Origin of the sequence: Skermanella rosea, assembly GCF_016806835.2 — a bacterium.
Taxonomy (GTDB): domain Bacteria; phylum Pseudomonadota; class Alphaproteobacteria; order Azospirillales; family Azospirillaceae; genus Skermanella; species Skermanella rosea.
This window is the reverse complement of record NZ_CP086114.1, coordinates 41,906-62,679: the sequence shown is the minus strand read 5'-3', so window position 1 is coordinate 62,679 and position 20,774 is coordinate 41,906. Positions and strand designations below refer to the sequence as shown.

Annotated in this window: 18 protein-coding genes; 10 read left to right on the top strand and 8 right to left on the bottom strand. The window is 68.2% G+C overall.

Features of this window, described 5'->3' with window-relative positions; genetic code table 11:
* Positions 1-52: 52 nt before the first annotated feature.
* Together JL101_RS33915 and JL101_RS33910 are read right to left on the bottom strand one after the other, a co-directional pair.
* The gene (locus tag JL101_RS33915) at positions 53-1,939 is read right to left on the bottom strand and encodes a calcium-binding protein (protein ID WP_203101462.1); all 1,887 of its coding nucleotides are present in this window, start codon (positions 1,937-1,939) and stop codon (positions 53-55) included.
* A 304-nt stretch (positions 1,940-2,243) separates the two neighbouring features.
* Positions 2,244-3,131, bottom strand: a complete 888-nt coding sequence (locus JL101_RS33910; RefSeq protein ID WP_203101461.1) for an aldose 1-epimerase family protein — start codon at positions 3,129-3,131, stop codon at positions 2,244-2,246.
* A 140-nt stretch (positions 3,132-3,271) separates the two neighbouring features.
* Here JL101_RS33910 and JL101_RS33905 point away from each other — a divergent pair, with 140 nt between their 5' ends.
* Positions 3,272-4,255, top strand: coding sequence for an aldo/keto reductase (locus JL101_RS33905; RefSeq protein WP_203101460.1), 984 nt, complete (start codon positions 3,272-3,274; stop codon positions 4,253-4,255).
* Between the two features lie 25 nt (positions 4,256-4,280).
* On the opposite strand, the gene JL101_RS33900 is transcribed toward JL101_RS33905, so the two are convergent.
* The gene (locus JL101_RS33900) at positions 4,281-8,054 is read right to left on the bottom strand and encodes a S8 family serine peptidase (RefSeq protein ID WP_203101459.1); all 3,774 of its coding nucleotides are present in this window, start codon (positions 8,052-8,054) and stop codon (positions 4,281-4,283) included.
* A gap of 428 nt (positions 8,055-8,482) precedes the next feature.
* Here JL101_RS33900 and JL101_RS33895 point away from each other — a divergent pair, with 428 nt between their 5' ends.
* From JL101_RS33895 to JL101_RS33875, 5 genes are all read left to right on the top strand, one after another.
* Positions 8,483-10,174, top strand: coding sequence for a pyrroloquinoline quinone-dependent dehydrogenase (locus JL101_RS33895; RefSeq protein WP_203101458.1), 1,692 nt, complete (start codon positions 8,483-8,485; stop codon positions 10,172-10,174).
* Positions 10,175-10,267: 93 nt separating this feature from the next.
* On the top strand, positions 10,268-10,654 hold the full coding sequence (locus JL101_RS33890; protein ID WP_203101454.1) for a c-type cytochrome: 387 nt from the start codon (positions 10,268-10,270) through the stop codon (positions 10,652-10,654).
* On the top strand, positions 10,651-11,475 hold the full coding sequence (locus JL101_RS33885; protein WP_203101452.1) for a substrate-binding periplasmic protein: 825 nt from the start codon (positions 10,651-10,653) through the stop codon (positions 11,473-11,475). The genes JL101_RS33890 and JL101_RS33885 overlap by 4 nt, the downstream gene beginning before the upstream one ends.
* An 82-nt stretch (positions 11,476-11,557) precedes the next feature.
* The gene (locus tag JL101_RS33880; RefSeq protein ID WP_203101450.1) at positions 11,558-12,016 is read left to right on the top strand and encodes a PAS domain-containing protein; all 459 of its coding nucleotides are present in this window, start codon (positions 11,558-11,560) and stop codon (positions 12,014-12,016) included.
* Complete coding sequence (locus tag JL101_RS33875; RefSeq protein WP_203101448.1) at positions 12,013-13,515, top strand: fumarate hydratase; 1,503 nt, start codon at positions 12,013-12,015, stop codon at positions 13,513-13,515. The genes JL101_RS33880 and JL101_RS33875 overlap by 4 nt, the downstream gene beginning before the upstream one ends.
* A 250-nt stretch (positions 13,516-13,765) precedes the next feature.
* Here JL101_RS33875 and JL101_RS33870 read toward each other — a convergent pair whose 3' ends face one another.
* The 3 genes from JL101_RS33870 to JL101_RS33860 all read right to left on the bottom strand — a co-directional run bounded on the left by JL101_RS33870 (position 13,766) and on the right by JL101_RS33860 (position 16,093).
* Positions 13,766-14,758, bottom strand: coding sequence for an MBL fold metallo-hydrolase (locus JL101_RS33870; protein WP_228435656.1), 993 nt, complete (start codon positions 14,756-14,758; stop codon positions 13,766-13,768).
* 44 nt (positions 14,759-14,802) lie between these two features.
* Positions 14,803-15,150: a hypothetical protein gene (locus JL101_RS33865; RefSeq protein WP_407697069.1), complete on the bottom strand. Its 348-nt coding sequence runs from the start codon at positions 15,148-15,150 to the stop codon at positions 14,803-14,805.
* Positions 15,151-15,337: 187 nt separating this feature from the next.
* Complete coding sequence (locus JL101_RS33860; RefSeq protein ID WP_203101444.1) at positions 15,338-16,093, bottom strand: SDR family oxidoreductase; 756 nt, start codon at positions 16,091-16,093, stop codon at positions 15,338-15,340.
* A gap of 220 nt (positions 16,094-16,313) precedes the next feature.
* Here JL101_RS33860 and JL101_RS33855 point away from each other — a divergent pair, with 220 nt between their 5' ends.
* The 4 genes from JL101_RS33855 (at position 16,314) to JL101_RS33840 (ending at position 19,921) form a co-directional block, all read left to right on the top strand.
* On the top strand, positions 16,314-17,897 hold the full coding sequence (locus JL101_RS33855) for a winged helix-turn-helix domain-containing tetratricopeptide repeat protein (protein ID WP_203101442.1): 1,584 nt from the start codon (positions 16,314-16,316) through the stop codon (positions 17,895-17,897).
* Between the two features lie 61 nt (positions 17,898-17,958).
* Positions 17,959-18,279, top strand: coding sequence for a hypothetical protein (locus tag JL101_RS33850; RefSeq protein ID WP_203101433.1), 321 nt, complete (start codon positions 17,959-17,961; stop codon positions 18,277-18,279).
* Between the two features lie 427 nt (positions 18,280-18,706).
* Positions 18,707-19,135: a hypothetical protein gene (locus JL101_RS33845; RefSeq protein ID WP_203101431.1), complete on the top strand. Its 429-nt coding sequence runs from the start codon at positions 18,707-18,709 to the stop codon at positions 19,133-19,135.
* 75 nt (positions 19,136-19,210) lie between these two features.
* On the top strand, positions 19,211-19,921 hold the full coding sequence (locus JL101_RS33840) for a Crp/Fnr family transcriptional regulator (RefSeq protein WP_203101429.1): 711 nt from the start codon (positions 19,211-19,213) through the stop codon (positions 19,919-19,921).
* A 24-nt stretch (positions 19,922-19,945) separates the two neighbouring features.
* Here the strand turns inward: JL101_RS33840 and JL101_RS33835 are convergent, their stop codons facing one another.
* Both JL101_RS33835 and JL101_RS33830 read right to left on the bottom strand, forming a co-directional pair.
* Positions 19,946-20,275: a c-type cytochrome gene (locus tag JL101_RS33835; protein WP_203101427.1), complete on the bottom strand. Its 330-nt coding sequence runs from the start codon at positions 20,273-20,275 to the stop codon at positions 19,946-19,948.
* Positions 20,275-20,727 carry a host attachment protein gene (locus tag JL101_RS33830; protein WP_203101425.1) on the bottom strand — a complete coding sequence of 151 codons (453 nt, stop codon included), beginning with the start codon at positions 20,725-20,727 and terminating at the stop codon, positions 20,275-20,277. Before JL101_RS33830 ends, JL101_RS33835 begins: the two co-directional genes overlap by 1 nt.
* Between the last annotated feature and the right edge of the window lie 47 nt (positions 20,728-20,774).

Genomic DNA, 20,774 nt, shown 5'->3' with positions numbered 1-20,774 from the left:
CGGCAGGAGAAACCGGGAGCCGGCCCCGGCCGGGGCGCGGAGGGCTCAGAGTTCAGAGCAGGAAGGCGGACCGGTCGACCGGGGCGCTGCCCGAGATCTGGATTTCGAGATCCGGTTCGCCGTCGCCGGTCATGTCGGCCTGGACAAGCTGGAAATCATTGACCTTGGAAACCCGGAGCTGGCCGGCATCCCCGTCGAAGGATGCGCCGCCGATATAGGCGAAGGACTGGTTGCCTCCCGCCGCGGCGTCGGCGTCGATCCTGGTCAGGTCGATCTTGTCCAGGCTCCGGTTGAAATCCTGGATATTGTCGCGCCGGCCCCAGCCCGGCTCGCCGTCGTCCGCCGTTTCATAGACGAATCGGTCCGCCCCGGCGCCGCCGTAGAGACGGTCCATGCCGAGGCCGCCGGTCAGGGTGTCGGCGCCGTCACCGCCCTTGAGGATGTCCTTGCCGGCCCCGCCGCGGAGTTCGTCCGCGCCGCCGCCGCCATACAGCTGGTCGGTGCCGTCGCCGCCGGAGAGATCGTCGTTGCCACCCATCCCGTGCAGCTTGTCCGGTCCGGCCCCGCCGCGCATCACGTTGGCGCCGCCGCTGCCCCAGCCCGTCGCCCCCGAGGCGGCGGTGATCGTGAGGTTCTCGACGAAGGGCGTGAGGGTCCAGGTGATCGAGGACAGGACGGTGTCGGTGCCCTCCCCGTTGCGCTCCTCGACCCGGTCGCCCGGATTGTCGACGGTGAAGGTGTCGTCGCCGGTGCCGCCGAGCATCCTGTCGGCTCCGGAACCGCCGTCGAGGGTGTCGTCGCCCGCGCGCCCGGCCAGGTAGTCCGCTCCTCCCGCGCCGATCAGGATGTCGTCGCCCCCGTTGCCCACGAGCGTGTTGGCCGATCCGTTGCCGGTCAGGCGGTCGGAATAGGACGATCCGATCACGTCGTCGATGCCGCTGAGACGGTCGTTGCCGCTTCCGCCGCTCGCCTCGCCCTCGGCGAGATCGACGGTGACGGCCGACTTGACCCAGCTGTAGTTGACGAGCTTCCCGTCGGCCCCGCCCTCGAACTCGTCGTCCGAATCGTTTCCGCTGAACGCGCCGGACGAGGCCAGCTCCCCGTTGCCGTAGATCGAGCGGTCGTAGTTCAGGCCCACCTCGCCGGCCGAGACGAAGTTGCCGGCGCCGATCTCGATCGATCCCTCGTAGGGGAGGTTCGGGAAGGTGATGGTGTCGCCGTCCCGGACCGCGCCGTCCAGCCATGCCGACGGATAGACCGAGTCATACTCGGCCTGCTGGCCCGGCTGCTCGGTGACGAAGACGTTCTCCAGCGAGACGGGGTATTTCCGGTCCTTGGGCTGGGCGAAGAAATACAGCCAGGTCTCGTCGTCGCCGCCGGGAAGCTTCTTCATCTCGACGTTCTCGAGCGTGACCGACTTGATCGGGTTCCTGGGCTGCAGGAAGAGGCCCTGATAGGTGGTGGTGCCCGTCACGTTGTAGAACTTGAGATCGCCGGTGGGACCCTGGGGCTGGAAGATGTCGGCGTGGACGCCGGCGTAGGTCCCCTGCACGTTCTCGATCAGGGAATTCTGCAGGATGAAGTCGGCGTTCTTGCCTGCCGCGCTGTAGAAGTTGATCGCGTCCTTGCCGTCGGCATGGCGATGGTCGATGTGAACGCCTTCGACGAAGACCGACCCGTTGACCTGCGTGAAGTTCAGGGTGCCGGCCGGCGAGCTGTGGGAGGTCGGTTCGAACTTGCCGCCGGCCAGGACGATGTTGTTCCCGCCGGTCGTCTGGAGCCGGTCCAGTTCCCTCACCTCGTCCGAAGCCATGAAGAGCACGTCTTCGTCGCTGTCGAACGTCCACAGGGTCCTGGATCCCGTCTTCGACAGGTCGATGACCGTGTGGTTCGGCTTGAGGACCGGGGCATCCCAGAGTTTAGGCGGATTCGATGGCATGGGCGGCACCTTTGTGACGTCAGGGCATGGGGAAAGCGCCGGGGGCCGGCAAGGAAGGGCGACGTCCTTCAGGGGATAAGGAGAAGTGATCGGCCCCGCCTTCAGCGACAGTAAAAGCGGGGCGCCATGGCCGTCGGGAACATCGCTTCTTCTATCGAAGCTTTTTGATTGATGCCCAAAACGTATGCAGTTTCAATATTCTCGGTATGTCCCTGTTTTCAGTCTCCCCCTTAGATAACTCCATTGCATAAATCTGGCTGAGTCATATTTCAGGCGGGAATGCGGCATTCAGGAGGCGGCGCTGTCACGAAAAGGTGACTCGGTAGCTCAGTTCCCGCTGCCCGCCCGGCGGGATGCGCATGAGACCGGGCTTGGCGGCGAAGGGACCGTCGAAGCCGGCCGGGGAGGCGAAGCCGTGCCAGGGCTCGATGCACAGGAAATCGCCGCCGGGCTTCGACCACAGGCCGAGCTGCTCGAAGCCGGACCAGGAAACCTCGACCGTCGGCGCTCCCGGGGCGGTGTAGCGCACCGATCGGCTCGCCGGGCGGTCCAGGATCAGGGCGTCCTCGGCGAACAGGGCCTCGTCCAGGCGCAGCCGCCGGTCCCGTATCGGGGTCGGGAATTCGTCCGGCTTCAGCAGGCCGCCGTCGATGCGGCGCACCGGCGCCGGTTCGTCCGCGTCGAACTCGATCTCGTGGGCGTGTTTGGGAATTCCGTCGGCGAGCGGCCAGCGGAACGCCGGGTGGGCGCCGAGCGAGGCCGGAAGCTCTTCATGCCCGGGATTCGAGACCAGATGGCTGACCAGCAGGGAGTCGCCCTCCAGCGCGTAGGTGACGTCGAGCCGGAAGGCGAAGGGATAGCGCCGGCGCGTCTCCGCATCGTCCGCCAGGGTCAGCCGGCAGGAGTGCGGGCCGTGCCCGGCCCAGGCGAAGCGGCGGTCGCGGGCGAAGCCGTGCTGCGTCATCGGATAATCGGTTCCCCCGTGGGCCAGGCGGTCGTCCTTGAGCCGGCCGACGATGGGAAACAGCACCGGCGCGTGGCGCGGCCAGGCCGGGCCGGCCTGCCACAGCAGTTCGTATCCTTCGCCGGCGGTCCCTCCGGCGCCGCTCGTCAGCCGGAGCGAGCAGAGTTCGGCCCCGTCGGCCTTGATGACGGCGCCGATGCGCCCGTTGTCCAGTCGGTGCCGATCCATGGCGGCGATCCCTTGCTATGGTGAACCTGATTCGGAACGTGGCCTGAACATATCGCCGAACGCGGGGCGTTGCGCCAGAGTGCGGCCCGAAGTTGTTGATGTCCTGACGGGTGATCACGAAGCCTCTGAAAGGATGGATCATGGAGTATGTCAATCTCGGCCGGACCGGGTTGAAAGTGTCGCGTCTGTGTCTCGGCTGTATGACCTATGGCGAGCCCGACAGGGGAACGCACCCGTGGACGCTGGGCGAGGAGCAGAGCCGGCCCTTCCTTCAGCGCGCGGTGGAGCTGGGCATCAATTTCTTCGACACGGCCAACGTCTATTCGGCCGGGTCGAGCGAGGAGATCGTCGGCCGGGCGCTGCGCGACTTCGCCAAACGCGACGAGGTGGTGATCGCCACCAAGGTGCATGGCCCCATGCGCAAGGAACCGAACGGCCGCGGCCTGTCGCGCAAGGCGATCATGACCGAGATCGACGCCAGCCTCCGCCGGCTGGGAACGGATTATGTCGATCTGTACCAGATCCACCGCTGGGACTATTCGACGCCGATCGAGGAGACGCTGGAAGCGCTCCACGACGTCGTGAAGGCCGGGAAAGCGCGCTACATCGGCGCCTCGTCCATGTTCGCCTGGCAGTTCTGCAAGTCGCTCCACCTCGCCGACCGGCACGGCTGGCTGCGCTTCGTCACGATGCAGGACCATTACAACCTCCTCTACCGGGAGGAGGAGCGCGAGATGCTGCCCCTGTGCCGGGAGGAGGGCATCGGCGTGATCCCCTGGAGCCCGCTGGCGCGCGGCCGGCTGACGCGGGATTGGCAGGCCGAACCCACCCGGCGCACCGAGACGGACGAGTTCGGCAAGACGCTTTACCGGGCGACCGAGGACGCCGACCGCAAGGTAGTCGAGAGCGTCGGCCGCATCGCCGAGGCGCGCGGCATCCCGCGGGCGCAGATCGCGCTGGCGTGGCTCCTGCACAAGCCCGCCGTCACGGCGCCGATCATCGGCGCCTCCAAGCCGCACCACCTGGAGGACGCCGTCGCGGCGCTCTCCGTCAAGCTGTCGCCGGAGGAGATGTCCGCGCTGGAGGAGCACTACGTGCCCCATCCCGTCGCGGGCTTCTCGTGAGGGCCCGGGCAGCCGGGTCCTGCGGTCAGACGAAAAGGAAGCCGGGATCGGCCAGCCTCAGGCTCGTCGGCACGTCCTGGAGGATCGCGATCAGTTCCCCGCGGGCCTCGTCGGTGTCGTAGATCAGGGCGGCGTCGAAGGTGCCGGCGGAGGGCGCGAAGAAGTCCAGCCGGTAGAGATCCGCCGTGCCGGTCAGCTCGATCCGGTCGGCGGTGCCCCGGAAGTCGGTCAGGAGAGCGTATTCGCCCTCACCGGGGGCGGTCGCGTCCAGGTCGTCGTAGAACACGCGCTCGCCGTCGCCGAGCACGAACACGTCTTCGTCTGCCCCGCCGGTCATCACGTCCGTCTCGCCGGTGCCGAACGTGCCGGGGGCCGTGGCGGCACCGGCGAGCCTGTCGCTGCCGTCCCCGCCTTCGACGGTGTCGTTGCCCGTGCCGCCCTGGAGCCGGTCGCCGCCGGCACCGCCCCTGACGGTGTCGTCTCCGGCGCCGCCGTTCGCCACGTCTTGCCCGTCGCCTCCTTCCAGGCGGTCGGCCCCGTCGCCGCCGAGCATCCTGTCATCCCCCGAATCGCCGCGCAGGGAGTCGTCGCCGGCTCCCCCGACCAGGTCGTCCGATCCGCCGCCGCCGTCCAGGGTATCGTTTCCCGCGTCGCCGCCGAGGGTGTCGTCGCCGTCGCCGCCGTCGATCCGGTCGTTCCCGGCCCCCCCGGCGACCACGTCGTCGCCGGACCCGCCGGACAGGTCGTCGTCGCCGCCCAGCCCCTGGATCAGGTCGTCGCCCCCGCGCCCGTCGATCCCGTCCCGCCGGTCCGTCCCGGACAGCAGGTCGGCCCCCTCCGTACCGGCCACAGGCTCGGGATCGGAAAGGCCGAAATTGACGATCCGGGATATCTCGTCGTCGCTCAGGCCGGCCAGCGCCCCGCCGTCCAGGGAGGCGAGGACCGGCCCCTTGGCCAGGGCGGTCGCCTGGTCGGGGTTCTGCGACGCGAAATGCATGACGATCCGGGATTCCCCCGGAGCCAGGGTCAGGTCATAGGTGAAGCCGAGGGAATCCTCGGTGAGGGACGCGGATGACGGCGCCGCGCCATCCGCGCTCCGGATCACGTGCAGAAGGGTAGGGTCAACGGCAGCCTCCTGGTCGTCGCTCACGATCCACTGGTCTCCGGGATCGAAGACCGTATCGCCGCTCGACGTGCCGATGACGGACGTCTCCAGGTCGGACCCGAAGTTGGTCACGATGTCGACCGCGTAGGTCGTCGTCACCGTGCCGGTGTTGGTGACGACCTCCAGGAACCGCGCCCAGGTCTGGTCGCCCGGAACGAAGATCTTCCGGGTGACCGAGATCCCCTCCGATCCTTCCGGCGACCGCGGCCCGATGACGATCTCGCGCCCGTCCTCCTCCGTTCCGGCGTCCTCCAGGAACGGGAAGCCGATCAGGGCCATGCCGCCGTCATAGGCATCGGCCGAGCCGTCGAAGATCGACCCGTCCTGCCAGATGTCCCACAGGTACCCGCCCCCGTCGAACAACTGCACCGGGAAGGTGACCGCTGCGGGCTGGACGGGATCGTCCGCGCCGGCTCCGGGCCGTTCCGCCGCCGCCGCGACGGCGGCGACCGAGCCGGCCGTGGTGGCGCTTGTGGGGGTGGCGGTGCCCAGGTAGGCGAAGGCCGGGCCGTCCAGGGCGAGGCCGCGGTCGGCGGTCTCGATCCGGGCGATCCTGTCGCCCCGCACGGTGTCGCCCGGATCGTGGATCAGGTCGGCCTTCAGGGCGCCGTCGGCCGCGCGGTAGAAATCGAGCACGTAGTCGTCGCGCGTGCCGGTCAGTTCGATCCGGTCTTCGCCGGCGTCCAGGTCCGCGATCCGGGCGAAGTCGCCCTCGCCGGTCGCGAGGGGGTCGCCGTCCTCGTAGAAGGTGCCGTTCCCGGTCCCGAGCACGAAGGTGTCGCCACCGGAGCCGCCCGTCAGGGCGTCGGTCTCGCCCCGTCCCGCGGCGTCTCCCCCGGCGGGATCGACGCCGGTCAGCCTGTCGGCGCCGGCGCCCCCGTCCAGCGTGTCGTCCCCGACGCCGCCCGCGAGGATGTCGGTTCCGGCATCGCCCGACAGGTCGTCGGCACCGGCGCCGCCGTTCATCGTGTCGTCCCCGTCGCCCCCGGCGATCCGGTCGGCGCCGTCGCCGCCGTCGACCAGGTCGTTTCCGCCGGCCCCGGCGGCGGTGTCGTCGCCGGCCTCGCCGAGGATGCGGTCCGCCCCGTCGCCGCCGTCCAGGTTGTCGTCACCGGCACCGCCGAACAGGGCGTCCGTCCCGTCATCGCCGAACATCGTGTCGGCGCCTTCCTCGCCGAAGAGATCGTCGTTCCCCGCGCCGCCGCGGATCGTGTCGTTCCCGGCGCCGCCGGCCGGGAGGTCCCGTCCGCTTCCCCCGGATATCTCGTCCGATCCCTGGAGGCCCTGGATCGTGTCGTCGCCCGCCAGCCCGCGGATGATGTCGCGGCCCGCCGTGCCGGTCAGGTCGTCGTCGCCGTCGGTGCCGGTGATCTCGACCGGCGGGCCGCTCGCCGCGAGGGCCGCGGCGGCGTTCAGGCGGCCGCCCGTGACGGTTCGGCCCGCCAGGTCCGCAACGGGATCGGCGGTACCCAGGAGGGCGGATTTCAGCTCCTCGGCCGAGAGACCGGGATTCTGGGACAGCAGGAGCGCCGCGGCCCCGCTGACATGGGGCGTGGCCATCGACGTGCCGTCCAGGTAGCCGTAGCCGTTCCCGGGGAGAGTGCTGTAGATGCCCTCTCCCGGCGCGCCCAGGTCGACCGAGGTCGCCCCGAAGTTCGAGAACCAGGCCAGGGTGTCGGACGCGGTCGTCGCCGCGACGGAGATGACGTTGTCCAGGTCGAAGCTTGCCGGATAGCCCGGGACGGCGTCGTTGTCGTTCGACTCGTTGCCGGCCGCCGCCACGAAAAGCTGGCCCTGCTCGGCGGCCAGCCGGATCGCGTCGTAGATGCCCTGGGAGAACTCGTAGGCGCCCCAGCTGTGGTTCGAGATGTCGGCGCCTTCCAGGGCCGCGTATTCGATCGCCTGGATCATGTCGAACTCGTTGGCGAAGCCCGTGGAGTCGAAGGCCTTGACCGCCATCAGCCGGGCATCCCAGGCGACGCCGGCGATGCCCTGGCCGTTGCCGGCCTCCGCCGCGATCGTGCCGGCGACATGGGTGCCGTGGGAATAGTCGTCGTTCGGGTCGGCGTCCTCGTTCACGAAGTCGTAGCCATGGATGTCGTCGACATAGCCGTTGCCGTCGTCGTCCAGGCCGTTTCCGCCGATCTCGCCGGGGTTGGACCACAGGTTGTCGTCCAGGTCGGGGTGGGCCAGGTCGATGCCCGTGTCGATCACGGCCACGACGGCGCCGGAGCCGGTCGCCTGGTCCCACGCCTCCGGGGCGTCGATATCGGCATCGGCCACGCCGCCGGTCTGGCCCTGATTGTCGAGTCCCCAGAGCAGGCCCAGGTCGGGGTCGTTCGGGACGGTCTGGGAGACGGAATAGACGCGGTTCGCCTGCATGTACTCTATGGCGTCACCGGGCGGCTGATCGTCGAGCGTCGCGCCGAGGTCGAAGCCCTTGCCGGACGCGTCCTCCGGGAGGGACCAGCGTTCCAGCCCCAGGACCGCGGTCGTCTCGACCAGCGTGGCGCCGAGGCTGTCCCGTGCCTGCTTGATTCCCTCCGGCGTGGCGTCGGGCGAGATCTTGACGATGATCTCGTTGGGAAGGGTTTCGACCTGCCCGGCTGGTTCCGGATCGCCGCGATTGATCATGAAGTGGTTCCCCTGAGGCGTGCCCTTGGAAGGCTTGTCCTGGCGGTGCGAGTGGAGGGAGATACACGGTGCGCTGAAGGCGGATGCCGACGATGGCACAACCCCGCATTGTGACAGTGATTGCCGGTGGCCGAGGGGGTCAAGCACCCGCCGGGTATAGTCCGGTTGGACGCGGGGGGTGTCGCAATACGGCACCGGAACCGTCTGCCGGAAGCGATCCGCTGCGACATGTGGCGCTTCGGCATGCGTCAGGTGTTCCAGGACGCACCCCCATAGCTTGGGGTGGTGTGCCCGCAATGGTCCAGATGTTGCGCGCTCCCCCTCCCGATCGCTGGCATTACGGTTGCATTGTATCCAATGCGGCCGGGGGCGGTGCCCAGCGCTGCCTGCCGGCGGACAGAAGAAGACGACCCTTTCGGGAGGACACCATGAAGCTGCACGGAGAACTGCGCAGGCGGACGGGCCTGGGGCTGCGGTTACTCACATTCGCCCTTGCCGCGATCGGCGGCACCGCCGGGGCGCTCGCCCAGGCGCCCGCCCCGGGAACCGAGAACCCCGAGGATTGGCCGCAGTACCACCGCACGTCCAACGCTTGGCGCTACAGCCCTCTGGACCAGATCGACAAGACGACGGTCAAGGACCTGAAGGTCGCCTGGATCCACCAGCCCGGCGACATCACCATGGGGCTCCAGGCCACCCCGATCGTGGTCGACGGCGTGATGTACTATATCGGGCCGAACAACAACGTCTTCGCCCTGAACGCCGCGACCGGCGAGCAGATCTGGCACTACCAGCCCCAGATCGACCCGCTGGCCTACGAGAGCTTCTACGCCTCGGCCAGCCGCGGCGTCACGGTCGGGAACGGCAGGGTCTATATCGGGACGATGGATGGGCGTTTCGTCGCCGTGGACAGCCTGTCCGGCAAGGAGGTCTGGTCCACGCGGCTGGTCGACCAGGCCAAGTGCTCCGGCTGCCTTTTCTCCTCGCCCCCGGTCCTGGCCGGCGACGTGCTGGTCGGCGGGACGACGGGCGGCGACCAGCCGCAGCGGGGCAAGATCTTCGCGGTGAAGGCCGCGACCGGCGAGAAGGCCTGGACCTTCGACACCATCAAGCAGGGCGAGGAGAGCTGGCCGGGCGACACCGGCGACGTCGGCGGCGGCGGGGCCTGGATGCCCGGGACCTACGATCCCGTGTCCGACACGATCTTCATCGGCACCAGCAACGCGGCCCCCGACTTCTACGGCGACGGGCGCAAGGGCGACAACCTCTACACCGCCAGCCTGCTGGCGCTCGATCCCAAGACCGGCAAGCTGAAATGGCACCGCCAGGAGATCCCGCACGACACCTGGGATTATGACAGCGCCTACGAGGCGCTGGTCGTCGAGGACGGCGGCCGGGAGCTGATCGTCCACCTGAACAAGAGCGGCTTCGTCTTCGTGATGGAGAAGGCGACCGGCGCCCTGGCCAATGTCTGGCCGCTCAGCGAGACCTACAATTTCGTCAAGACCATCGATCCGAAGACCGGCGAGCTGATCGACCGCCGCCCCCTGGAGTTCGGCAAGGAGAACCTGGTGTGCCCCTACCTGCTGGGCACGCGGAGCTGGAACCACGGCGCCTACAACCCCAAGACCGGGCTCTGGTACACCAACGCCATGGAGGTCTGCCAGATCGCCGTGCCCGGCAAGCAGGACCCGTCCAAGCTGGGCATCGCCGGGCTGTACCTGGGCGTCGACAAGCTGGAGGCGGTGCCGCCGCCGGGCCGCAAGGCCAGCGCCCGCCTGGATGCCCGGGACCCGGTCACCGGCGAGCGCAAATGGACCGTCGATTACCCGATCCCCGGCCTGGGCAGCGTGCTGACCACCGGCGGCGGGCTGGTGTTCAACGGCGATCCGGAAGGGGTGATCCGGGCCTACGACGCCGATGACGGTTCGGTCCTGTGGCAGTTCCGGACCGGGTCGGGCATCCGGAGCGGTCTGATCAGCTATGCCGTGGGCGGCAAGCAGTATATCGCGGTCCCGAGCGGCTGGGGGTCGCTGGCCCCGGGCTTCATGGCGAGCGTCTTCCCGCGGGTGAAGGAGCTGCAGGGCGGGGCGGCGATGGTGGTCTTCGCGCTGGACTGAGGACCGGAATTCCTTCCCGTCAGGACGGGCCGGCGCCACGAGCGGGGCGCCGGCCCGGATCGCCGCTTCACCCCTTCGTCGGACACGAGCATCATGCCCACGACATCAACCATCATCCGGCCGAGGCTGCCAGGCCTCGCCCTGGCCGGGCTGCTGGCAGCATTCCCGGGGGCGCCGGCCGCGGCCGAGCCGGTCCCGAGCATCGACCTGGAGGCCCCCGAGACCATCCGGAACGGCTCGACGCGCTTCAACCAGAGCTGCGTCTATTGCCACGGCCATGCCGGTTCGGGCGGCAAGGGCGCCACGCTTCAGCGGCGCTCGGACCTGACGCCGGCAGCCCTGTTCACCGTCATCGCCAACGGCAGGAAACGGGGCGCGCTGGTGATGCCGCCCTGGAAGAGCACGCTCAGCGAGGAGGAGATCTGGGAACTGGCGGCCTATATCCTGTCGCTGCGCGCCGGTCCGGAGCAGAAGCCATGACCGCCCGGCGAATCCTGCCGGCGGCCGTCTGCCTGGGGCTGGCCGTCACCGGCGCCGCATCAGCCGGAACGCTGGACGACATGCGCCGGGCCGGCCGCTTCGCGATCTGCGCGGCGCCGGACGCCCTGCCGTTCTCCAGCCGAGAGCCGGGGCCGCCGGGTTTCCAGCTCGAACTGGGTGAACAGATCGCGCGCGGGCTGGGGCTCGACTTCGAGGTCACCTGGATCAAGAGCAAGGAATATGCCGGCCGGACCGGCTGCGACGCCTTCATGTCGGCCGCCAGCCTTCCGGAGGACGCGGCGGAGCGGGCCGAGGCCGGCACCGCGCCCGCGTCGCGGCGCTTCCCGCGGCTGCTGACCCGCCCCTACCTGCCGGTGCGCTTCGTGCTGGTGGCGCCCGTCTCCCGGGATGACATCCGGGAGCTGGACGATCTCCGCACCGGGCATGTGGCGGTGCCGAGCGGTTCCTGGGCGCATTACGTCCTCAACGAGCGGGGCATCCCGGTCCGGGTCCGGTTCACGACCGATGCGGAGATCCTGGCGGCCGTCGCGGCGGGAGAGGTGGACGCGGGGGTGGTTTCCCTGCCCGGTCTCGGCTGGTACCGGACGAGAACCGGGGACCGGGCGATCGACGCCGTGAAGGGCGTCACCGTCGATCCGTCGCTGGACTACGAGGCGGCCATAGCGTTGCGCCGGTCCGACCTGGCGACGGTCCGGGCGGTCGAGTCGGTCCTGGACCGGCTGGAGGCGGACGGATCGCTGGCCAGGATCCTGGGAAAATACGGGCTGGACGCTGCCGCCGGCACGGCAGCACAGCCTTGAGCCCGGGTCCTGTCCCGAAGTCGTGCTTGCCGTCCGGCAGTGTGCCGCCCCATCATCGCGCCGCACCCTTCCGGAGAGGATCTTGGAAGAACTTCACCCGTTTGTCGCCGGCCTGCTCGACTTCTGGCAATCCAAGTGTCTCCCCGGGGAGGTGCCTCGCCGTGCCGAGTTCGATGCCTTCACGCTCCGGCCCTGGCTCGGCTGGCTGGCGATCTACGAGGAGCTGGACGGCGGGGACGATTTCCTGGTCCGGCTGGACGGCACCGGCATCGTCACGCTGACCGGGCACGAATGGACCGGGCGCCGCATGTCCGACCTGGACCCACGCATCGCGGCGCCCGTGACGGAAGTGCTCCGCCGGGCCGTGCGGGAGCGCCGGCCGGTCGCGGACCGGCTCTATTCCCCGGCCGTGAAGGATTTCCTGGCCTTCCACCGGGTCACCCTCCCGGTGCGGGAGGACCGCCGGGGCGTCTGGCAGGTCATCCAGGGGCTGCAACCCGCCGGTTCCCGCTGGCCGGAAACTGGAGGAGGGAAACCATGACCGTCATCCGGCAGGACGATTTCATCGCCAGCATCGCCGATGCGCTGCAATACATCTCCTATTTCCATCCCCCGGACTTCATCCGGGCGCTGGGGGAGGCCTACAGGCGCGAAAAATCGCCCGCGGCCCGCGATGCCATGGCCCAGATCCTGGTCAATTCGCGGATGTGCGCGGAAGGGAGGCGCCCGATCTGCCAGGATACCGGCCTCGTCGTCGTGTTCCTGAAGATCGGCATGGATGTCCGCTGGGACGCCCGCATGGGAGTCGCCGACATGGTCGACGAGGGCGTGCGCCGGGCCTATCGCGACAGGGACAATCCGCTCCGCGCCTCGATGGTTTCCGATCCGGCCGGGGCGCGCCGGAACACCGGCGACAACAGCCCGGCGATCGTCCACATGGAGGTGGTGCCGGGCGACCGCGTCGAGGCGGTGGTGGCCGCCAAAGGCGGCGGGTCGGAGAACAAGGCCGTCTTCGCCACGCTCAACCCGTCGGACGACCTGGTCGAGTGGGTGCTGCGGATGGTGCCGGCGATGGGTGCTGGCTGGTGCCCGCCCGGGATGCTGGGCATCGGGATCGGCGGCAGCGCCGAGAAGGCCATGATCCTGGCCAAGGAGGCGCTGATGGAGCCCATCGACATCCACGAGCTGAAGGAGCGCGGGCCGCGCAGCCGGATCGAGGCGCTGCGGGTGGCGATCCACGACCGGGTGAACGCGCTGGGGATCGGCGCCCAGGGGCTGGGTGGCCTGACGACGGTGCTGGACGTCAAGATCAGGGATTTCCCCTGCCACGCCGCCTCCCTGCCCGTCGCGCTGATCCCCAATTGCGCCGCGACGCGGCACATCCATTTCACGCTGGACGGGCAGGGGCCGGCGCGGCTTCCGCCGGTCGATACCGGCCTGTGGCCCGAGGTCCACCTGGAGCCGCCCGGGACCGCCCGGCGCGTCGATCTCGGCCGGCTGACGCGGGAGCAGGTGTCGGAATGGCGCGCCGGGGAACGGCTGCTGCTCAGCGGGACCCTGCTGACCGGCCGCGACGCCGCCCACAAGCGGATCGCCGACCTGCTGGGCCGGGGCGAGCCGCTGCCCGAGGGTTTGGATTTCACCGGCCGGCTGATCTACTATGTCGGCCCGGTCGATCCCGTGGCGGGCGAGGCGGTCGGGCCGGCGGGACCCACGACGGCGACGCGGATGGACCGCTTCACCGACCTGATGCTCGGCCGAACCGGCCTGCTCGGCATGATCGGCAAGGCGGAACGGGGACCGGCGGCGATCGAGGCGATCCGGGTCCACAAGGCGGTTTCCCTGGTGGCGGTCGGGGGTGCGGCCTATCTGGTGTCCAAGGCGATCACGTCGGCCCGGGTGGTCGCCTTCGCGGACCTGGGCATGGAGGCGGTCTACGAGTTCCAGGTCCGGGACATGCCGGTCACGGTGGCGGTCGACTCAGACGGGCGGTCGGTCCACGCGACCGGGCCGGAGGCTTGGCGCCGCAACTTGCCTTGAACCTGGCCCGTGGCGGCCTGCATCCCATTCTTGGAACGGGTCGAACCGCTCCGATCCATGCGGCCTGCCGTTCCACTCGCCGCGATGCGTTGGGCCGTGGCCCAACGCATGGTTCTGTTGCAAAATTTTGGTGGGGACAAGATTGCCGCAGGTATAGATCATGATCACGCCCGGAGTTCGTCCGCACCATGTAACCGATCAGAGCGGATAGGCCCACTCCGCCTACACTGTGCTCGCTGCACCGAAGCCGTCAGTAGTCCCAGAAGGCTGCTACCCAACGGAAGGTATCACCGTCGACCGCCACCCGGCCGAGGGATGGGAACGGCAGGTGAGTGGCCACCAGCAGTTCACCGCTTGCCGCCAGTTCCCGCAAAAGACGGATCCGAACGCGTGCCGCCTCTTCGGGGTCGTGTTCGAAACCGTTGTGCCAGTCAGGTTGGTCGAACCCGACGGCGAACACGGCGTCGCCGGCGAACGTCAGCCTATCGCCGCCGGATGCCAGGCAGACCACGCTGTGCCCGGGAGTGTGGCCGCCGGTGCGGCGGACGACCACCCCCGGCGCCACTTCGTACTCCTCCTCGAATGTCCGCAGATGGCCCTCGTACTCTTTGACGAACCGCTTTGCGGTCGACCGAAGCGCGTCCGGGAATCCCTGCGGCATGGAAGTGCGGGAGAAATCGGGTGCCTCCCAGAATTCCACCTCGGCGGCCGCCACGTGGATCCGCAGATCCGGACGCAGCCGCTCCTTCACTCCTTCGACGAGCAGCCCGCCGATGTGGTCCATGTGCATGTGGGTAAGCACGACGTCGGTCACGGACGCCAGATCGACGCCGGCGGCCTCCAGTCGCTTGACCAGCTGCCCGGCCCGAGGCAGGTTCAGGTCCGGGTCCGATCCCAGCCCGGTGTCGATGAGTATGGTCTGCCCGCCGCTACGCACCACGACCACGTTCAGCGCCCAGTCAAAGGCGTCCGGCGGCAGGAACATGTCGTCCAGCCAGGCTGCCCGGACGGCCGGTTCCGCGTTGTGCGCCAACATCGCGGTTGGGAGCGGCAGCACCCCATCGCTGAGCACCAGCACGTCGATTTCGCCAATTCGTAGCGCGTAGCGCGACGGAACCAGCTCGTCATGCCCCGATCTGCCGGGGTGTGAGGCGTTGTCGAAGCTCAAGGTCGTTTCCTGCCGACCTTCCCTATTCCGACGGGGTTCATTCTTTTGGGCGAGGTAGCTCAGACGGTTTGTCATGGTCGTTCTCCGGTTGCTTGGGTCGAGTGCTTGAGTTGAGGATCTCAGGCGAAAGCCGCTCTTCCGGCGCGGGAGCGACGGATCGCCCAGAGCGTGAGCGCGATGCCGATGAGTGCTGGCAGGGTGACGGCAGGAAAATCGCGCGGGATGGCCGAGGGCGCGCAGATGCCGACTGCGACCTCCCACAGGTGGAACAGGGCGTGCGCGGACAGCCACAGAGTGGCGGCGGCCCAGAGGCCGATGCGGCGCTCCGGCCGCAGCAGGCCGCCGATGAACGCGACGCCCAGGAAGAGCTGGATGATCCCGATATCGCGGATGAAGTGCTGATTGAAGAAGCCGGTATCGGTCACGCCCGGCACGAAATCATACCAAACCTGCGGAGCGACGAGCATGAAGAGCCCGTTCGCGCAAAGAAAGATCGCGTTGAGCGTCACCAAAGCGGTGACCGCGACCGGGGCGCCTTCATGACGCAGGATCGTTTTCACGATTTCATCCTTTCGCTTCGGGATCGAGGCGCCGCGATACACACCGCGCCATTTCAGGCTTGCGTGCGCCGCTCTGACCTGTCTCCGTGTCGGCCTATTTCCGCGCCGATGAGCTGGCGTGCCACTCCTCGAACCTCGTCGGTCCGGTGCGCGGGTCTTGGCCCGGCGTCAGCGACTGGTCGTTCAGCACCGAGCCGAAGTAGCGCGCGTGGATGTCTGCGACCACCCGGCGGCCGTCCCCATTCGCGGCCATGACCTCTCCAGCCAGCTTGTCGAGGGCGATCGGCTCCGGACCGGCCACTTCGACGGTGCCGTTCACCGGAGGTGCTGCCGCAAGATCGGCCAGCGTGGCGGCGACGTCATCCGACGCGATGGGCTGCACGAGGGCGGGCGACAGGCGGATGACATCGCCGTCGGCGCCAGCCTCGATGATGCCGCCGATGAACTCGAAGAACTGCGTAGAGCGGAGGATCGTATAGGGAATTCCGGATGCCTTGATCAGGTTCTCCTGGGCGACCTTGGCGCGGAAGTAACCGTTTTCGGGAAGGCGATCGGTGCCGACGACAGACAGTGCCACGTGATGCCCCACGCCTGCCGCCTGTTCCGCGGCGAGAAGGTTGCGGCCGGAGGTCTCGAAGAATTCCAGGACCTTCCTGTCCTCGAACGACGGCGAGTTCGCGACATCGACGACCACCCGAGCGCCGGCAAGCGCCTCAGACAACCCCTCGCCGGTGATGGTATCGACGCCGGAACTGGGGGACGCCGCCACGACCTCGTGTCCACTCTGACGAAGCCTGCCGACAAGCTTGGTCCCGATAAGGCCGCTGCCTCCGATAACGACGATCTTCATGCTTCGCTCCTCCATTTCATATCGACCACGTCCGTGGCGACCGATGAGCGGAGAATGCCTGGAAACTGACCGGAAGACCTTGCGGTCTCCTTGAATTTCCATTGAGTTCAGCTTCAAAGATTGTCCAAATGGGCCGCTATCCCGGCACTGCCCGGCTTATGGGAGCTGGCCCGGCGGTGGCTGCCTGACCTTCCGGACTACCAGCCAGCTGAGCGCCGAAATGCAATTCGTGTTTGGGGACTACCTGCTCGACCTTGACCGGCGGGAGCTCTCACGGGGCGCCGACGCGATCGCTATCGGACCGCAAGTCTTCGACCTGCTGGTCTATCTGGTGCGAAACCGCGAGCGCGTCGTCAGCAAGGATGGTCTGCTGGACGCGGTGTGGGGTGGGCGGATCGTCTCTGAATCGACACTGACCAGTCATATCAATGCGGTGCGCAAGGCGATCGGCGACAATGGTGAGGAACAGAGGCTGATCCGAACAGTCGCCCGGAAAGGATTCCGGTTCGTCGGAGACGTCCGGGAGATGCGATCATCGGACGGCTTCGGAGCATCAAGGACCGGAACTCTCACCTCGGATGAACCACCGGCACATGCCTTGGCCCTTCCCGACAAGCCTTCCATCGCCACCTTGCCGTTCCTGAATTTGAGCGGCGATCGGGAACAGGAGTATTTCGCCGACGGCATCGTCGAGGACATCATCTCGGCGCTATCCCGCATTGGCTGGCTGTTCGTCATCTCGCGAAACTCGAGCTTCACCTACAAAGGCCGGTCGGTGGACGTGAAACAGGTGGGCCGCGAGCTGGGCGTGCGTTACGTGCTGGAAGGCAGCGTGCGCAAAGCGGCGCACCGCGTGCGCATCACAGGCCAGCTCATCGATGCGACAACGGGCGCGCATCTCTGGGCGGAGCGTTTCGAAAGCGCTCTCGACGATATCTTCGAGTTGCAGGATCAGGTGGCCGAGAGCGTCGTCGGCGCGATAGCACCGCAGCTGGAGCGGGCGGAGATCGATCGCGCCAAGCGGAAGCCGACCGAAAGCCTGGACGCCTACGACTACTATCTGCGCGGAATGGCAAACTTTCACCAGCGAACCAGGGAGGCTGTCACCCTGGCGCTGCCGTTGTTCCACAAGGCGACCGAGCTCGATCGGGACTTCGCCTCGGCCTATGGAATGGCGGCGTGGTGCCATTTCTGGCGCAAGATCAATGGCTGGATGACCGATCCCGCTGATGAGGCCGCCGAGGGCGCCCAACTGGCCCGCCGGGCGGTGGAGCTGGGCGTGAACGATGCGGTCGCCCTCACCAGGGGCGGTCACGCGCTCGGCCATTTCGGCGGCGACCTCGACGGCTGCATCGCGCTGCTCGACAGGGCGCTGGTTCTCAACCCCAACCTGTCGGCCGCTTGGTATCTCGGCGGCTTCCAGCGGATTTCCCGAGGGGAACACGATGATGCCATCGGGCGCATCGCACGTGCCATGCGCCTGAGCCCCCTGGACCCGGAGATGGTCCGAATGCAGGCGGGAACGGCGATGGCCCATTTGTTTGCCGGACGCTTCGACGCCGCATCGTCATGGGCGGAGAAAGCATTCAGAGACTTGCCGGGATTCCTGCTGGTAGCCGGCATCATCGCGGCAAGCCATGCGCTCGCCGGCCGAACGGACGAGGCACGTCAGGCGTTGCGTCATCTGCGCGGGCTCGATCCGGAGCTGCGCATCTCCAATCTCAAGGACTGGGTTCTGCTCCGGCGGCCGGAAGATCTCGCCGTGTTCACGGAGGGCCTGCGTAAGGCTGGACTGCCGGAATGACCGCTGGAAGACCACTTCTGGCGCCGAATGGACGAGACAGCTTGTCGTACGGAGGAGGAAGATGGTTTGGTGCACGGATGCTGCGGTTGTCGTGCCGCCGCGCTCGACGGCCGTGCTCAGTCCATCGGCCGAAACTGATCCAACCCAGCGCGGCTGCCATATCCAGGTCATTGCCGAGCAGGGCCGGAAGGGCTGGCAGCGAATTTCCGGCTACAATGCGAGGGCCGGTGCCGAGGGAACGATGCGTCTATACCAGCGGATCATCGGCGGCACCTTGCGTTCCCATAGCCGGCTGACCCAGCAGACCGAAACCCGCATCACCGTCACTGTTCTCAACCGCATGCTCGACCTCGGGCGCCCGGACTCCGTCCGCGTTGCGTAATCCGGACCCTGTGAAAGGGGTTCCTGCGACTGAAATTACCTCGCTGCAACAAAGTAGCGCCTGCTCGAACCCATCGGCAACATTCCGCCCGCCGAGGCCGAAGCACGCTACTATGCTCAAACCGAGGACATCTCCAGGGCGGCGTGACTCAACCAAATCGGCCTCCGGAAATCCCGACGCGGTTCAGTGCCGCAGCAGCAGCCGGATCCGGGTACCGTTCATCACCATAACGGCGGTCGCCAAAACAGGGCATACACTACGATCAGGAGCGTCGGACTACCGCCCTCCACAACTATCTTTTCTTCCGTGGCAGGCAGGCGATTAAGGCTACCGGCCGCCCGGGATGATCTGGATCAACAAATCGCCGGACATTGCAGGTAATATTCCCGTATTGCGAGGGGGGGAACCGCCGCTATGGGAGGCGGCCATGCCGTCAGGGGAAGGCGCGAACGACCAGGATTTCCTGCAGGCCGAACTTCAGGGGGCCATCCTGGAGGCCCTGGCCAGCGGCCGGCATTGCGACCACGACCTGCTGATCCTGCACGAGCATTTCCGCGGGGCCGGATGGGTGCCGCCGGGACGGGAGGGGCAGGGCGAGGCGTCCGCCCCGGCGGGCGAGACGCTGCGGCGCGATCTGCTGCGGTCCTTGGCATCCATGCCGGCACGCAGCGTGCTGGGGATTGCCGCCAAGCTGGCGGTCGCGTGCCGGCTCAACGGTCATTTCGCGGCGGCCCGGGAGGCGCCCGACGGTCCGGACGGCAATCACGTGGTCGTCTCGGCGTTCATCGACATCGTCATCCAGTCCCGGTTGCTCCAGGAAAATCCGCCGTCGGGATCCCGGCCCTCGCGGCACTGAAAACGACTGACGAGGTCAACCATGCGGACGGAATGCCAAACATGCCCGGTGCGCCGGGAAGGTCTGTGCGCAAGCATGTCGGACGAGCAGTTGTCGGAGTTCGGAGCCCTGAAACGACCGGTCCGGCGCCATCCATCGGGAAGCTACATCTGCACCGAGCACGAGCGGAACGACGCCGTCTACATCGTGCGCGCGGGCTGGGCGGTCACCTCCACGGTGCGCGAGAGCGGGCGCCGGCAGATCCTGCGGTTCGTCCTGCCGGGCGGCCTGATCGGGTTCGAGACCGCGCCCGACGGAACGATGCCCTGCACGGTCGAGGCGCTGACCGACCTGACGGTGTGCTCGCTGCCCCGCCGGCAGCTCCTGGGGTTCTGCGAGAGGGCTCCCGCCGTAGCTCTCCGCATGGCCTCCCTGCTGGCGGGCGAGACGATCTCGGACTGGCGCCTGCTGGGCGGGCTCGGGTGCTGCACCGCCGCCGAACGGATCGCCCGGCTGCTGCTGGAACTCGGCGACCGCCAGCACCGCGCCGGGGCGCGGCAGGCACTGCCGCCGGACACCGACGCCGTCCTGCCGATCAGCCAGATCCAGATCGCCGACGCCACGGGCCTGACGCCCGTCCATGTCTGCCGCACCCTGAAGGAGATGCGCGAAGCCGGGCTGCTGACCTTCGCCCGGCAGCACCTGCACGTGCTCGACCGCTCGCGCCTGATCGCGCTGGCCGGCATCGAGGACGAGGCGCCGCCGCCCCGCCGGGCAGGGCGGGGAGGGCTGGCGGCCTTGCAGTAGAGATCCGGGCAGCAGCGGTCCGGGTCACTTCCGAGGCTCCTTCTGGGCGAGCAGATAGGCCACGATGTCGTCGGTATCGTTCCGGTCCAGCATCACGTTGGGCATGACCGGGTGCGAGGTCTGGAGATAGCTCCGCAGGGCCATTTCGGTGATGGCCGGATCGCGGACATACTCGACGAGGTTCGGACCCAGCGACCGGGAGCCTTCGCGGCCCGGGGCCACGACATGGCAGTCACCGCAGAGCTGGTCCGCCCGTTCCCGGCCGCGGACCTGGCTGCCGACCGTCTGGGCGCCGGCGGCCTGGATGGTGAAAGCCGCCAGCACCGTGGCCACGACCAAGGGGAGGCGCTGCATCACGGGGCCACCAGGGCCGACAGGCGGGACTTCAGTTCCGCGTCGGGCAAGCCCAGGAGATCCTTGCCTTCCTCCAGGATCAGCCGTTCCCTGGCACGGGCGCCCAGTGCCTGGCGCATCCGGCCCAGCACGCGCGGCGGCGCCACCAGCACCAGCCCGTCGAAGCGGTCCTGGGAAGCCGCCCGGTCGATGATGTCGGCCACGCCCGCCTCGAAGCGCTCCATCGCCGCTTCGTGCGGATCCGGCCCGCCGACCGCGTGGCGGAGCGGCGAGGCGCTCTCGTAACTGCGCCCGGGCCGGTCGGTGACGAGGTCATGGGCGCGCAGCTCCGCCTCGCGGGAGTCCTCCTCGAGAACGACCTCGATCCCGTCGGGATCGGAGGATCGGCACCGCAGGATGCGGGTCTTGGCCCCGTCGACGAGGACGAACCAGATGATGGCGTGCCTGTGCATGGTGAAGCCTCCCGGAACGATGGACTTTTCCCGCTCTTGCGGATCCA